This is a genomic window from Microcoleus sp. D3_18_C2 (assembly GCF_036702395.1).
Taxonomy (GTDB): Bacteria; Cyanobacteriota; Cyanobacteriia; order Cyanobacteriales; family Microcoleaceae; genus Microcoleus.
This window is the reverse complement of sequence record NZ_JAUBTG010000037.1, coordinates 47229-60736: the sequence shown is the minus strand read 5'-3', so window position 1 is coordinate 60736 and position 13508 is coordinate 47229. Positions and strand designations below refer to the sequence as shown.

At 46.0% G+C, this 13508-nt stretch carries 16 protein-coding genes; 13 read left to right on the top strand and 3 right to left on the bottom strand.

Annotated elements, in window-relative coordinates:
• Positions 1–13: 13 nt before the first annotated feature.
• From QUA88_RS20275 to QUA88_RS20265, 3 genes are all read right to left on the bottom strand, one after another.
• Complete coding sequence (locus QUA88_RS20275) at positions 14–418, bottom strand: group II intron maturase-specific domain-containing protein (protein ID WP_333273465.1); 405 nt, start codon at positions 416–418, stop codon at positions 14–16.
• A gap of 12 nt (positions 419–430) precedes the next feature.
• Positions 431–1423 carry a reverse transcriptase domain-containing protein gene (locus tag QUA88_RS20270; protein ID WP_333273462.1) on the bottom strand — a complete coding sequence of 331 codons (993 nt, stop codon included), beginning with the start codon at positions 1421–1423 and terminating at the stop codon, positions 431–433.
• A gap of 493 nt (positions 1424–1916) precedes the next feature.
• On the bottom strand, positions 1917–2504 hold the full coding sequence (locus QUA88_RS20265) for an IS607 family transposase (RefSeq protein WP_333057139.1): 588 nt from the start codon (positions 2502–2504) through the stop codon (positions 1917–1919).
• A gap of 658 nt (positions 2505–3162) precedes the next feature.
• Here QUA88_RS20265 and QUA88_RS20260 point away from each other — a divergent pair.
• The 13 genes from QUA88_RS20260 to QUA88_RS20200 all read left to right on the top strand — a co-directional run bounded on the left by QUA88_RS20260 (position 3163) and on the right by QUA88_RS20200 (position 13505).
• Positions 3163–4182, top strand: a complete 1020-nt coding sequence (locus QUA88_RS20260; protein ID WP_333057138.1) for a type I glyceraldehyde-3-phosphate dehydrogenase — start codon at positions 3163–3165, stop codon at positions 4180–4182.
• A 356-nt stretch (positions 4183–4538) separates the two neighbouring features.
• The gene (locus QUA88_RS20255) at positions 4539–5492 is read left to right on the top strand and encodes a GDP-mannose 4,6-dehydratase (RefSeq protein ID WP_333273459.1); all 954 of its coding nucleotides are present in this window, start codon (positions 4539–4541) and stop codon (positions 5490–5492) included.
• A 22-nt stretch (positions 5493–5514) separates the two neighbouring features.
• A complete protein-coding gene (locus QUA88_RS20250) occupies positions 5515–5757 on the top strand; it encodes a DUF5678 domain-containing protein (protein WP_333273456.1) in 243 nt (80 codons plus the stop codon).
• Between the two features lie 30 nt (positions 5758–5787).
• Entirely contained in the window at positions 5788–6348 is a 561-nt protein-coding gene (locus QUA88_RS20245) for a sugar phosphate nucleotidyltransferase (protein ID WP_333273453.1), read from the top strand.
• A complete protein-coding gene (locus tag QUA88_RS20240; protein WP_333273450.1) occupies positions 6333–6674 on the top strand; it encodes a sugar phosphate nucleotidyltransferase in 342 nt (113 codons plus the stop codon). Before QUA88_RS20245 ends, QUA88_RS20240 begins: the two co-directional genes overlap by 16 nt.
• A gap of 189 nt (positions 6675–6863) precedes the next feature.
• Positions 6864–7853, top strand: coding sequence for an NAD(P)-dependent oxidoreductase (locus QUA88_RS20235; RefSeq protein WP_333273447.1), 990 nt, complete (start codon positions 6864–6866; stop codon positions 7851–7853).
• The gene (locus QUA88_RS20230) at positions 7846–8592 is read left to right on the top strand and encodes a nucleotidyltransferase family protein (RefSeq protein WP_333273444.1); all 747 of its coding nucleotides are present in this window, start codon (positions 7846–7848) and stop codon (positions 8590–8592) included. The genes QUA88_RS20235 and QUA88_RS20230 overlap by 8 nt, the downstream gene beginning before the upstream one ends.
• 32 nt (positions 8593–8624) lie before the next feature.
• Positions 8625–9683 (top strand): putative sugar O-methyltransferase, encoded by a 1059-nt coding sequence (locus QUA88_RS20225; RefSeq protein ID WP_333273441.1) that lies wholly within the window; start codon positions 8625–8627, stop codon positions 9681–9683.
• The gene (locus QUA88_RS20220) at positions 9680–10294 is read left to right on the top strand and encodes an HAD family hydrolase (protein ID WP_333273438.1); all 615 of its coding nucleotides are present in this window, start codon (positions 9680–9682) and stop codon (positions 10292–10294) included. The genes QUA88_RS20225 and QUA88_RS20220 overlap by 4 nt, the downstream gene beginning before the upstream one ends.
• Entirely contained in the window at positions 10278–10988 is a 711-nt protein-coding gene (locus QUA88_RS20215) for a D-sedoheptulose 7-phosphate isomerase (RefSeq protein WP_333273436.1), read from the top strand. The genes QUA88_RS20220 and QUA88_RS20215 overlap by 17 nt, the downstream gene beginning before the upstream one ends.
• Positions 10985–11464: an NUDIX domain-containing protein gene (locus QUA88_RS20210; protein ID WP_333273434.1), complete on the top strand. Its 480-nt coding sequence runs from the start codon at positions 10985–10987 to the stop codon at positions 11462–11464. The genes QUA88_RS20215 and QUA88_RS20210 overlap by 4 nt, the downstream gene beginning before the upstream one ends.
• A gap of 12 nt (positions 11465–11476) precedes the next feature.
• Positions 11477–12541: a GHMP family kinase ATP-binding protein gene (locus tag QUA88_RS20205; protein ID WP_333273432.1), complete on the top strand. Its 1065-nt coding sequence runs from the start codon at positions 11477–11479 to the stop codon at positions 12539–12541.
• A gap of 10 nt (positions 12542–12551) precedes the next feature.
• Entirely contained in the window at positions 12552–13505 is a 954-nt protein-coding gene (locus tag QUA88_RS20200; protein WP_333273430.1) for a GDP-L-fucose synthase, read from the top strand.
• The last annotated feature ends 3 nt before the right edge of the window (positions 13506–13508 follow it).

The following is a 13508-nucleotide window of genomic DNA, read 5'->3' as shown; positions in this document are numbered from 1 at the left end:
TTACTTAAATGGCTTAATTGGTAGACCGCCAAAAACTGCACAAGTATAAATACTTATTGCAAAAGTGACATGCTCCCGTTGTGAAGTTCCATTCCTTCCCTTTTAATTCGCGGAAGTATTTATTCTTCACCCACTCTTTACCCTTTTTCAGGTGTCTCCTGATTGCCCATGCCCACAGCATTTTGTGAACCATGTGGTCAACGTAAGAGAATGTTTCTTTACTCACCCCCGCTCTGTAGTAGTTAGCCCATCCGATTAGCTGTTGATTGAGATGTGTTATTACGACATCTTGTGGAAGGCTTTTATTTACTCTCAACCAGTCACGCAGTTCTTGAAGGAATGCTAAAACTTTTTCCTTTTGAGGCTTGGTTAATAGTTTTCCTTTATACTGTCGTAGATTAAACCCAAGAAAGTTAATTCCTGTACCTATCTAGGCGATAGTGGTTTTGTCTTGGTTTAAAGTCAGTCCTCTTTCTTTCAACCAGTCCTCGACTATAGGCACTACTGCTTTAGTATCTTCCTCGGTTCTAGCGGTGATTAGAAAATCATCAGCATATCGGATAAATCCGTATTTTGGTGATTTTACGTTCTCTTGCTGCCCCTGTCTCTTACCACTTTTTCGGATTTGGGTGGATATTTTTGTGTACTTCGTAAGAAGCTTATCCAATCCGTCTAGTGCAATGTTCGCCAGTAGGGGGCTTATTATGCCACCTTGGGGGGTTCCGCTAGTTGTAGGGTTGAATACCTCAGCTTCAACGTAACCTGCCTTTAACCATTGTTTAATTAGCTCTTTTCCTGGAAGCTCTTTGATTGCGTCGAGGATGAAGTCGTGGTTAATGTTGTCAAAAGCTCCTTTGATATCGGCATCAAGAACCCATGTGTCTTTACCTTTTTGTAGACGACTGAAGCATTGCTCTATTGCGTCATTGGTACTTCTACCTGGTCTAAAGCCATACGAATTAGCTTCAAACTTAGATTCAAAATGCGGCTCGTAAGAGTTTTTAACTATTGCCTGTAATACTCGGTCTTTGATAGTCGGAATGCCCAAAGGTCTTTTCTTACCGTCGGATTTAGGTATGTAAACTCTTTTGGTTGGAATTGCCTTCCAAGGAGTATAATTTCCCATTTCTTGGATTAGTTGTATTCTTTGTGCTGGGTTAAGAATTGTCTGGTCATCAATACCTGGCGTTCCCTTCCCCCGATTCTCCTGAGTAACTCGTCTTACAGACAATTGCAGGTTAGAATAACTCCGTAGCATAAGTTTCATAAGGTTTCTAACCTTATTCCACTCTTTGTTCTGGGTTGCCCGATAAATTCGCTGTCTTAGTTTCCTAACATTCTTCTTAATGGACTTCCAGTTAAGGTTTGCCCATTCTGAATTGAGTTCCGTGATTCCGATACCATTACTGGTTCTATCTTCCATCTTGGTTTGGATTCTTTACAGTGTTTTATCGTTTAAGACCAGTTGGAAGTTTGCAATCTTTCGATTCGGGGCAAATTTTGAACCCTTATCTCTTGCATTACACAAGAGCGTTTGCTTTCTCCAACCTCCTTTACCCTCTAGGTTTTCACCTTCCTTGCGGTTGGTTTACTCATAAGGATGAGAACCCATAGGGCTTACCATGTTTCGTGCGTTGAACATCCGTCTCATTTGGGTTCCTTCTATATTCCGGTAGAGGCTTAGTTCTTCCGTAGTTATTGAAGACATCTAACTACCGCTCTACTTACCTTTTGGTTGATGTGTATCAGCCTGATTTCACATCTTAATGGATAACGGAACTTAGGAAGATTCACTTTCGTTAACCCTCATGAGACTTTCCCTCGCTTGATTTACCCTTTTAGGCTAAGAGTATATTAAGCTTCTGTGCCTTGCTTAATGCCCATTTCATTACTTACTCTGAACACTGGCGGGGTCTCTATGACCCTTTTACATGGGAACAGGAAGAAAGAATTTCCTGGAGAAGAAGGCTCCTCAGTTCTTGTGGAACAGATTCCACTAATCGCACGACTTCATGTCGCACATCTTCAACCATTTCTCGTTCTGGAGACAACTCGTTTCTGCTGAGAACCATGAGTTGGCAATTGTTTTGCTCGCAGATCCATTTGATAAGGTCGCCACCAAACCGGCACAGTCTGTCTTGGTGTCCGACCACAACTGCTGAGATATCTCCTGACATGACTTGTCCCAGAAGGGCAAGAAGCGCTTTTCTTTTGAAGTTGAGTCCGCCTCCGATGTCTTTAAAGACTTTAGCTTGCGGATAGAGGCTTTGGAGGTAACTGACTTGCCTATCAAGGTCTTCGCGCTGTTTGTAGCTGCTGACCCTGGCGTAGATGGCTGTAACTCGGTCATGTCCGGTTCCGAGAACGCTGTCGATATCATAGCGTCGCTGGTTAGAGGGAGTTCTGATTGCTGATATTTTGCCGACAAGTTCCCAGTTTCTAAGGGTTTTGTCTGAGACTTGCAAGATTTTGCAAGCTTCTCGTGGTGTGACATATCTGGTCATCGCTAGGGGGTATTTTTGCGTTTTCCAACCATATTACCAGGTTCTACAATGATTTACCCGAATATTCTAAGAAATCGTTTACTTTGTAACATCAGTAAGCAGCAGCAGAAAGCCTAATGCCTTCTGCCTTGCAATTTCAGCCTTCTAGAAAAGTTCAGGTTTTTTGATAAACACAAAAAGTTAGAAAGGATCGAGCTTTGCGATATGATCTGGTGTCATCAGAAAGGTGGGCGGAAACCCCGTCGTTTTAAGACCGCTTTATATTAAACTATAGTTTGGTCAATGACCCACCCGCGACGATGGATTCAGACAGCCTAACGAGCGAAGTCCAGTACAACTGGCGGCGCAGACAAATCGGTAGACCGGGAAAAGAGGATAGGGCAATGGTAAACATCCCTGGAATCAAAACAACAGATAAGAATTCCTTTTAGGTATTCGACGCATAAAAACCGCTGGGCTAGCGGGGTTAGTCTGTGGAGCGAACATAAGACCAGAAAACTCCTTGTGGGTGGAGGCAGTTGCGATGAAGCAGAAACTCAAATCGTGAGGTTTGGGAATCACCGTGGCTTTAGTCCGGTGAGAATGTCAAAAGTCAATTCTTAAATTTTTCCAAAATTTAAGCCTGAGCTAGGGGCTGCCATCGTTAGGAGGTACTAAAGTGATTCGAGTCGCGATCAATGGTTTTGGACGTATCGGGCGCAGTTTTGCGCGCTGCTGGCTGGGCAGAGAAAACAGCCAGCTAGAGTTGGTAGCTATTAATGACACTTCCGATCCCAGAAGTAATGCTCACTTGCTCAGATACGATTCCATGATGGGAACGTTGAAGAATGTGGACATCAGTGCGGATGAAAATTCCATTACCCTAAATGGGAAGACAGTTAAATGCGTGAGCGATCGCAACCCGCTAAACTTGCCTTGGAAAGATTGGGGTATTGATCTGATTATTGAATCAACCGGCGTCTTCGTTGACCAAGCTGGTGCATCGAAGCATATCACTGCCGGCGCTAAAAAAGTGCTAATTACCGCTCCCGGCAAGGGTTCTGAAGTTGGCACTTATGTGATGGGAGTCAACCACCACAACTACAAGCACAGTGACTACACAGTCATCAGCAATGCTAGCTGTACTACCAACTGTCTGGCTCCTGTACTGAAAGTGCTGCACGAAAATTTTGGCATCGTCAAAGGCATGATGACCACTACCCACAGCTATACTGGCGACCAGCGCTTGCTGGATGCTAGCCACCGCGACTTGCGGCGGGCCCGGGCGGCAGCAATGAATATTGTGCCGACTTCTACCGGAGCAGCACAAGCTGTGGCTTTGGTGATTCCAGAATTGAAGGGCAAGTTAAATGGTATCGCCATGCGCGTCCCGACTCCTAATGTGTCGGTAGTTGATTTTGTGGCTCAGGTAGAGAAAAAGACTTTTACCGAGCAAGTAAATCAAGTTTTCAAAGAAGCCGCCGAAGGCTCCATGAAAGGGATTTTGGAGTACAACGATTTGCCTTTAGTTTCATGCGACTATCGCGGAAGTGATGCTTCTTCGATTCTGGATTCCAGCTTGACGCTGGTGATGGATGGCGACATGGTGAAGGTTTTGGCTTGGTACGACAATGAGTGGGGCTACAGTCAGCGGGTGGTTGACTTGGCTGAATTGGTCGCCGAACGTTGGGAAGGTTAGATCCCTGACTTCTTTCCGGCAGTCCAGCCGTCCGGCAGGGGTTGAAACCCCTGCCTCAAAGCTAAAGTCCTCTTAAGAGGACTGAGAAGAAGACTTTTAAACTTATTAGTCTTCTTAAAAAAAGTCAGAAGAAGACTTTTAAACTCATTAGTCCTCTTAAGAGGACTTTAGCTATTAGACAGGGAATTCATTCCCTGGCGGACTAGGGAGTGGCCGACAGTCAGCTTAAGTAAAATCCAAAATATGTAAGTTGGGTTGAACGATAGCAAACCCAACCTACTTCTTAGTCTGCGGAGGCAGATTTTGTTTGTGTAGGATCGGTTTCAACCGCCGAATCATCAAAGTAAATAGTTTATATGAAAAAAGCACTGATTTGTGGTATCTCAGGTCAGGACGGAGCTTATTTAGCGAAACTTTTGCTCGATCGAGGTTATGAAGTTTGTGGCACATCCAGGGACGCCCAAATGTCTAGTTTCGGGAACCTGGCCCGTTTGGGCATCCGAGACAGAGTAAAACTAGAATCCATGTCTCTCAACGATTTTCGCAGCGTCTTGCAGGTACTAGCGAAAATTGAGCCCGACGAAGTGTACAATCTAGCAGGCCAAAGTTCCGTCGGTCTGTCTTTTGAACAACCCGTAGAAACCCTCGAAAGCATTGCCACAGGCACATTGAATCTGTTAGAAGCAATTCGGTTTACAGGCGGCAAAATCAAACTTTACAACGCCAGTTCCAGCGAATGTTTTGGGGATACCGGAGGCAATCCAGCCGATGAAAATACCCCTTTTCGCCCCAGAAGTCCTTACGCGGTAGCGAAAGCAACGGCATTTTGGGAAGTAGCAAATTATCGAGAAGCGTACAATTTGTTTGCGTGTTCTGGTATTCTCTTCAATCACGAGTCGCCCCTGCGGCCGGAGAGGTTCGTCACCCAAAAAATTGTATCTGTTGTGTGCCGAATTGCTGCGGGTAGTTCGGAAAAACTGCATTTGGGAAATATTTCAGTGCAGCGGGACTGGGGTTGGGCGCCGGAATATGTGGAGGCGATGTATTTGATGTTGCAGCAGGAAGAACCGGACGATTATGTAATTGCGACGGGTGTAAGTTATCCTTTGGAGGAGTTTGTGCAGACAGCGTTTATTGCTGCGGGTTTGGATTGGCAGGAACATTTGGTAACGGATGCGAGTCTTTACAGACCGACGGAGATTGCAGTTGGGAGGGGAAATCCGGGTAAGGCCAAAGAAAAATTGGGCTGGGAGGCGAAGTATAAGATGCATGATGTGGTGCGGATGATGGTAGATGCGAGGATGAGTTGAGGGAAAATTATGAGGTGAAAATATGGAAGGAGAATATGCAACAGCTAAGGAGTGGTATAAAGCTAATCGCCGGGAGTTGAAGAAATATCGGGGTCAGTGGATCGCTTATACTAACCGAGGGGTGATTAGTTGCGATCGGGATTATCGAAAGATGAAGGACGGGATTCCGGCTGATATACCTAAATTGGGTTATTTGCTCGATCGCATATTTGAAAGCGAGTTTATTGAGCCTGTTCGCTTCCCAGGATTCCACTGTTGTAACTAGAGAGTTGATGAGGTTTACAACGGTGAAAAAATGCAAGTAGTTATACTAGCCGGCGGTTTGGGGACACGTCTCCGAGAAGAAATAGAATTTCGTCCCAAGCCCCTAGTTGATGTGGGCGGGCGACCGATTCTCTCGCACATTATGAAGACCTATGCCCACTACGGATTCCTGAACTTTATTGTATGCTTGGGCTACAAAGGCAACATGATTAAGGAGTATTTCCTGAATTATGAAGCGATGAATAATGATTTTACTATTAGCCTGGGCCGCCAAAATCAGATTACCTATCACGAAGAACACCAGGAGCAATATTTTCAAGTAAGCCTGGCGGAAACTGCCTGGGAAAGCATGACTGGAGGGCGCGTCAAGCGTATCGAAAAATATATCGACAGCGATAATTTTATGGTAACATATGGAGATGGCCTAGCTGATGTAGATATTAATCAGCTAGTTGATTTTCACAATTCTCACAGGAAGCTAAGCTGTCACGCATTTAAATTGCATATTCAGGGCGGGCGAGACGCCCAACCCCTACTCCCCACAAGACTTAGATTATTTTTTGACATTCAATTTAAATGCACAACAGGTTAGCAACTATAACTGCGGTGCAACCAGTTTCTCGCTACGGAATTTTACAACTAGACGGTGAGGGGATCGTCAAGAAATTTATCGAAAAACCTCTGTTAGATGGGGTGGCAAGTGCGGGATATATGGTACTCAACCGTCGCATTTTTGATTATTTGGGGGGAGATGACTGTGTTTTAGAACAAGAACCACTGCAGCGTTTGGCTGAGGAAGGGAAGTTGATGGCATACCGTCACGACGGTTTCTTTTTCGTGATGGATACTTACCGGGAGTATAAGTATTTGAACGAATTGTGGGATAATGGGGAGGCTCCTTGGAAGGTGTGGGCATAAGGGAGGAAGCTGGGAAGATGAGCGAGCGGTCTGTTAAGCTCTAAATACTGTAAAAAAGAACCTAGTTGAGAGAGTTAGTTTCACTAAAGTATTGTTCATCCTCTGATAAATAAATTAGGCTTTAAGTCAATGAAACGGGGTGGGACGCGAACAAGCTTTCTCGTTTAGCTGATCACAGGTGTTGATTTTATGAACCGGACGCTTTATGATGACTTGACAGGTGTTGGAGTAAACAAAAAAATGACTGTGAATGTACTTGTTACTGGAGGCGCTGGCTATTTAGGTTCAGTTTTGTGTGAGCATCTACTCAACGCTGGATACCGAGTCACCGCAATCGACAACCTTATCTACAATCAAAATACCCTCTTCCATCTTTGTGCCAACCCCGCCTTTGATTTTATCCTCGGCGATGTACGGGATGAAGAATTGATGCAGCGCTCGATTAAAAATGCAGATGTCATTATACCTCTAGCCGCAGTTGTCGGAGCCTCAGCTTGCAAACGCGACCTCAGCCTAACCAAATCAACTAATCTGGAGGCCATACAGCTCATCAACCGCCTTCGCAGCCCGCAACAGCTAGTTATTTACCCCAATACTAACAGCGGTTACGGCACTAAGAGCGGCGACACCTACTGTACCGAAGATACGCCACTAGATCCAATTTCTCTGTACGGTCAAACCAAAGTTCAGGCCGAATTAGAACTGTTGGAAACCCCCAACGTCGTCACCCTCCGCTTAGCTACAGTATTCGGCATGGCCCCCCGAATGCGACTGGATTTGCTGGTAAACCACTTTGTTTACACCGCCATTACGGACGGCTACCTGGTAATTTTTGAAAAAGACTTCAAGCGCAATTACATACACATTCGAGATGTAGCAGACTGCATGATTCACTGCATTAAAAACTCCGATCGGATGGTAGGAAAACCCTACAACGTCGGGCTGGATGCAGCTAACTTATCAAAAGCTGAATTAGCGCTAAAAGTCAAGGAGTACGTGCCCAACTTCTACATTCACTTTGCACCTATAGGTAGCGACCCTGACAAGCGAAATTACATCGTTTCCAACCAGCGGTTGCGAGAGGCTGGCTTTGAAGCTAAACGATCCATAGATGATGGCATCAAAGAACTGCTCAAAGGATACCAAATGCTCGGAAGGTCGGCTTTTAAAAATGTCTGAATCTAAGAAAAGTTTCAGTTTGTCTGACCCCCAAGCTTGTACGGCAGTTATTCTTGCGGGCGGATTGGGAACGAGGCTGCGATCGGTCGTTCGTGACCGCCCTAAAGTCCTAGCTGAAGTTCAAGATCGCCCCTTCTTAGCATACCTCTTGCAACAGTTAGCCCGATCGGGCATCAAAAAAGCTGTCTTGTGTACAGGCTACATGGGCGAACAGGTAAAAATTGCCTTCGGTGATGCCTGTGGCAGTATGCGCCTCTTATATTCTCAAGAAACCTCCCAACTAGACACTGCCGGAGCCTTGCGCTTGGCGCTGCCACTGATTCAGTCTAGTTCTGTGTTGGTGATGAACGGAGACTCTTTTTGTGATGCGAATTTGGGCGAGTTTTGGGCGTGGCGGGCCGGCAAAGGCGCAGAGGTAGCGCTACTGCTCACCCAAGTGTCCGACACTAGGCGTTACGGTCGAGTGCAAGTGGACGCGGACGGGCGAGTGCTGAAGTTTGAAGAAAAGGGCGCTACTGAGGGGTCTGGCTGGATTAATGCTGGCATCTACTTGCTCGATCGCTCCCTGCTTTTAACTATTCCCGAAGGCATTCCTGTATCCTTGGAGCGAGAGATGTTTCCCGCTTGGATGGAGCGAGGGCTTTACGGCTACGGCAATCAAGGTCGATTTCTAGACATTGGTACGCCTGAATCATATGCTGTAGCAGAGAACTTTTTTCGGGGAATGAAATCAAATTAAATTGACTGTTGACTAACTTAAGGAGCTAGATTATGAACCCAAGCTACAGAATTTTGAATGCTGGCGATGAAGAATTCCTTTTAAAGAGAATCCAAGTAGCTTCTTCAAACAAAAATGAAATGGTCTCTTCGGAATGGAGAAAATACTTGGAGATCAAGTCTATGCAGGATATATCTGTTGAACGCTTAGATAATTTAGCTAATCCCACATCTGGGCTGACCTATGGATTTTATGGAAGGACAACTGACGATTCTCTCCCTCTCTCTTACGAGCTATATCAGGGAGAATCAATTTATCAAAAAATTATTCAGATCCCAGAACCAGATGCTGGCAACCCTCCTAAGAAGTTTGCTCTCGGCAGTCAAAATGTTTCGGGAAATTTTCTGCGACAGGCTTATTTTGCATTTAAGTTGCTTGCCAATATCAAGAAAGAGCCGGATGTCATAGTAGAAATCGGAGGAGGATACGGTTTACTATCCTATATCTGGAAAGTGTTATTCCCCAAATCCAAGGTAGTGATAGTAGACATTCCCGAAAGTATATTATTGCAATACCATTTTTTAAAACAAGCTCTCCCCGATATTCGGATCGGGCATTTATTAAAAGGTCAAGATGCCCAATCTGATTTAGGAACAGGAGTAGCCATTGAAGATGCAGATATTACTCTCGTAGAATGCAATGCAATAAATTGTTTAGATATCAAGCCAAATGTCGTGTTGGCCTTGGCTAGTTTTCAAGAAATGACTGTCGAGGTAGTAGATAGCTATGTGCAATGGGTCGAGAAAAGCATAGGCGATGGCGGCTACTTTTTTGTTTACAGTTGTCACGGTTTAGACCCATTGGGGTATCAGTCACCCGCTGATGTTAATCTTGATGATAAATGGCAAGTAGTCAGTTGCGAACAGTCAACATTGGTGGCAAATAATTATCATCACCTTCAGTTAATATATCAGCGAGATCAAAGTGCGGATTGTTTAGTTCCCGAAAAAAGAAGGATGATTCTCAACGATTATTATCACAGTTTGACCGCAAGAGATCATTCAAAAATGAAAGAATACCAAGACTTGCTTTTGGGCGAACAAGTCAAATGAATACAGATTTGAACTTCCGATGTAAGACTATGCAGCGGCGTTTTGTTTTGCTAGACCGTGACGGCACAATTATTAAGGAGTGCCACTATCTATCTGACCCGTGCCGGGTAGAACTGCTGCCGCGGGCGGCTGAGGGTTTGCGCCTGATGCAGGAAATGGGGCTGGGTTTGGTTGCAGTCACAAATCAATCTGGCATTGGTAGAGGCTTCTTTGATGAGGTTCGTCTCGGTAAAATTCACCAACGACTGCGGGAACTTCTAGCCCATGCAGGTGTCTACCTAGAAGATATTTACTTTTGCCCGCATACTCCCCTAGACGACTGTCAGTGTCGCAAACCGCGAACGGGTTTAGTAGAACAGGCAGCAGAAAAATACGGGTTCAACCCCCAAGATACCTTTGTCATCGGTGACAAGCCTTGCGATATCGAGTTGGGGCAGAGGGTAGGAGCAATAACCTTCCTAGTGCGAACGGGTTACGGTGCTGAGGTGGCAGCTAGCCAAACTCTTTCCCCTGACTACGTGGTAGATGATTTGCTCGAAGCGGCGCGGATTATTGAGCGCTTAATAGCTCTAGAAACAAGGAAAATAGTTAATAATGCAGCTAGACTTTGAACTATTGGGTGAGAAAATGCAAAAGCGTGGCGCGATCGCAAACGAGGAGTTAACCCCTGGCAGTAGAACCGCTACCGATTTAGAACAAACAAGCCGATTGCGCTTTGAGCAAGCTGTCACGCTGCACTTGCAAGAAAGTGCTGACATTAAGCGCCAAATTGCCTCAGCCTGTATGGATTCAATTCTCGATGCTGCTGAGCTAATTGCAGAAGCGTTTCGTACTGGTGGGAAATTAATGCTGTGTGGCAACGGTGGCAGCGCAGCGGACTGTCAGCACTTAGCGGCTGAATTTGTCAACTGGCTGAGTAAAGACTTTCAGCGCCCCGGATTGCCTGCGATCGCACTCACAACCGATACCTCATTTTTAACCGCCTTTGCCAATGACAGCAGTTTTGAAAGCGTTTTTGAGCGTCAATTACAAACCCTGGGAAAACCCGGAGACGTATTGATCGGCATCAGCACCAGCGGTAGTTCACCCAACGTGGTGCTCGCCATCGCCGCCGCTAAAAAAATGGGAATAGCGGCGATCGCCCTTACTGGTACCGGTGGTAAACTAGCTGCGATCGCAGACGTAACCATTGCCGTACCCAGCACCAACACCGCGTACATCCAAGAAGGACATTTGGCAGTGGAACACATCTTGTGTAGCTTAGTCGAATCTCATCTCTTTAGTGAGCGGGGAGCAACTGCGTGAACCCCATCGCAGAAAAAATGTATGCTCAGAAGGCAGCCGATGCAAATACTCGCGTCAGAGTGGGTGCCGCCGCGATCGTCCGAGACTCTCGTGGCTGGATATTGCTTGAAAAACGGAGCGACTGCGGTCTGTGGGGGCTGCCTGGAGGCAGAATTGAGGCGGGAGAATCTGTCAGGGAAGCAGCAGTGCGAGAGGTGAAAGAGGAAACCGGACTTGATATTGAAATTACGCAGCTATTAGGCGTTTATTCCGAACCAGACGAATTCCGTATAGTCACCTTTTTGGATAACGGCGACGTTGTTCAGCTAGTCGATATCATACTAGAGGCAAAAATAATATCTGGCGAACTCGAACCAAGTAGTGAAAGCGAAGCATTGCAGTTTTTCAACCCCGATGCTTTGCCACCAGACATTGTACCGCCTGCTCGGACGCCGCTTCACGATTTCCTCCAAGGGCTGACAGGGATGATCCGTTAAAACTGAGACAACATGATTATTAGCAGAACGCCATATCGGATTTCTTTCTTTGGTGGTGGCACAGACTATCCAGCCTGGTATCGCCAACACGGAGGTGCTGTCATCGCAGCTTCTATTAACAAATACTGCTATCTGACCTGTCGCTATCTCCCACCATTCTTTGAACATAGAATTCAGGTACTATGGTCGAAAGTTGAAACTTGTCAAACTATTGATGAGATAGAGCATCCAGCAGTTCGAGCCGTCCTAGGCTACTTGAAACTAGACCGAGGAATTTCTATTCTTCATGATGGCGATTTGCCAGCCCGGAGTGGCATGGGGTCAAGCTCCGCATTTACTGTGGGCTTGCTGCACGCATTGTATGCTCTGCAAGGTCAAATGCCCAGCAAGCAACAGCTAACAAAAGAAAGCATTCACGTAGAGCAGGAAATTTTAAAAGAAACAGTTGGGTCTCAAGATCAAGTGCTGGCTGCCTATGGCGGTCTCAATCACGTTAATTTTCTGCCGAACGGTGAAATTTCTGTCAGGCCCATGACGCTGAGTCCAGAGCGCATCACGGAACTAAACTCTCACCTGATGCTGTTTTACACGGGCATTAAGCGTACGGCTTCAGACGTTGCCGATAGTTATGTCAGCGACCTAGATGCCAAAAGGCGGCAGTTAAGGATTATGAAAGATTTAGTAGAAGAGAGCATTGGGGTTTTAAAAAGCGATCGCGACTTAACTAGCTTTGGGGAACTGCTCCACGAAACGTGGCAGGCAAAACGTTCTTTGAGTGAAAAAGTTTCCAATCCCCAGGTAGACGAACTTTACGAAATGGCTCGCTCTGCCGGTGCCGCCGGTGGCAAGTTGACTGGAGCTGGCGGCGGTGGCTTCTTGTTGCTGTTTGTCCCTCCCGATCGCCAGCCAGAAGTCAGAGAAAAGCTCAACAAGTTGCTCCACGTACCGTTCAAATTTGAATTTTCTGGGAGTCAAATTATCTTTTTTGACCCCCAAGAAGATTACTCAGCCCTAGAGAAACTTCGCGCCAACCAAACAGTAGACGCTTTTCGAGAATTAACTCAAACTTCGCCGTAGGAGAGACGCCGTGGACAAAAACGCCAACATCTATGTGGCAGGGGGGCAAACTCTGATCGGAGCCGCCCTGTTACGGCAACTAGAACAACAGGGCTACAAGCACCTGGCAGGCCTTCCCCCAGCAGAGCCGGATCTTACCGACAGGGAACAGGTGAGCGACTTTTTCGCTAGCAACAAGCCAGACTATGTGTTTCTGGCAGCGGGGAAATCGGGAGGCATCAGCGCCAACCAAAAATATCCCGCTGACTTGATGCTTGACAATTTGTTGGTAGTGTGCAATGTCATCGACAGTGCCCATCGCTGCGGTGTCAAGAAACTGCTCTACCTAGCTTCTTCATGTAGTTATCCAAAACACAGCCCGCAGCCAATGCAGGTAGAGTCCCTAATGACAGGTACTTTGGAACCTACTAACGAAGCTTATGCTGTGGCGAAGATTGCAGGCATTAAGCTATGTCAAGCCTATTGCCAGCAATACGGTGCAAATTTCATTAGCGGGATACCAGCCAATGCTTTTGGCATTGGGGATGACTTCAGTTTGGAGGAGTCTCATGTCATACCAGCGCTGATCCGCAAAATGCACGAAGCAAAAATTGCAGATGCAGAATTTGTAGAGATTTGGGGAACTGGTACTCCTCGGCGGGAGTTTATTTTAGCGGACGATTTAGCAGATGCTTGTCTTTTTATTATGGACAAATATGACGAAAAAAAGCCGATTAATATAGGCGGTGGGCTGGATTTATCTATCAAAGAACTCGCTGAGTTGATTAAAGACGCAGTTGGTTATCGAGGGCTTTTGCGGTTTGATACTAGCAAGCCAGACGGAATGCCGCTGAAAGCTCTTGATTCTAGTAAACTGAGTTCAATGGGATGGCAGCCGAAAACGTCTTTTTATGCTGCTGTATCGCTGACTTACGATTGGTTTTTAAGTAATTGTCAAGCCAGCATTGCGACTGGAGTTCAATAGGGA

What these genes read in the sequence shown, in the direction of transcription:
- QUA88_RS20270 (WP_333273462.1), bottom strand. Translation starts at nt 1,423, where the DNA reads ATGGAAGATAGAACCAGTAATGGTATCGGAATCACGGAACTCAATTCA.
- QUA88_RS20265 (WP_333057139.1), bottom strand. Translation starts at nt 2,504, where the DNA reads ATGACCAGATATGTCACACCACGAGAAGCTTGCAAAATCTTGCAAGTC.
- QUA88_RS20255 (WP_333273459.1), top strand. Translation starts at nt 4,539, where the DNA reads ATGAAAAAAGCACTGATTTGTGGTATCTCAGGTCAGGACGGAGCTTAT.
- QUA88_RS20250 (WP_333273456.1), top strand. Translation starts at nt 5,515, where the DNA reads ATGGAAGGAGAATATGCAACAGCTAAGGAGTGGTATAAAGCTAATCGC.
- QUA88_RS20245 (WP_333273453.1), top strand. Translation starts at nt 5,788, where the DNA reads ATGCAAGTAGTTATACTAGCCGGCGGTTTGGGGACACGTCTCCGAGAA.
- QUA88_RS20240 (WP_333273450.1), top strand. Translation starts at nt 6,333, where the DNA reads ATGCACAACAGGTTAGCAACTATAACTGCGGTGCAACCAGTTTCTCGC.
- QUA88_RS20235 (WP_333273447.1), top strand. Translation starts at nt 6,864, where the DNA reads ATGAACCGGACGCTTTATGATGACTTGACAGGTGTTGGAGTAAACAAA.
- QUA88_RS20230 (WP_333273444.1), top strand. Translation starts at nt 7,846, where the DNA reads ATGTCTGAATCTAAGAAAAGTTTCAGTTTGTCTGACCCCCAAGCTTGT.
- QUA88_RS20225 (WP_333273441.1), top strand. Translation starts at nt 8,625, where the DNA reads ATGAACCCAAGCTACAGAATTTTGAATGCTGGCGATGAAGAATTCCTT.
- QUA88_RS20220 (WP_333273438.1), top strand. Translation starts at nt 9,680, where the DNA reads ATGAATACAGATTTGAACTTCCGATGTAAGACTATGCAGCGGCGTTTT.
- QUA88_RS20215 (WP_333273436.1), top strand. Translation starts at nt 10,278, where the DNA reads ATGCAGCTAGACTTTGAACTATTGGGTGAGAAAATGCAAAAGCGTGGC.
- QUA88_RS20205 (WP_333273432.1), top strand. Translation starts at nt 11,477, where the DNA reads ATGATTATTAGCAGAACGCCATATCGGATTTCTTTCTTTGGTGGTGGC.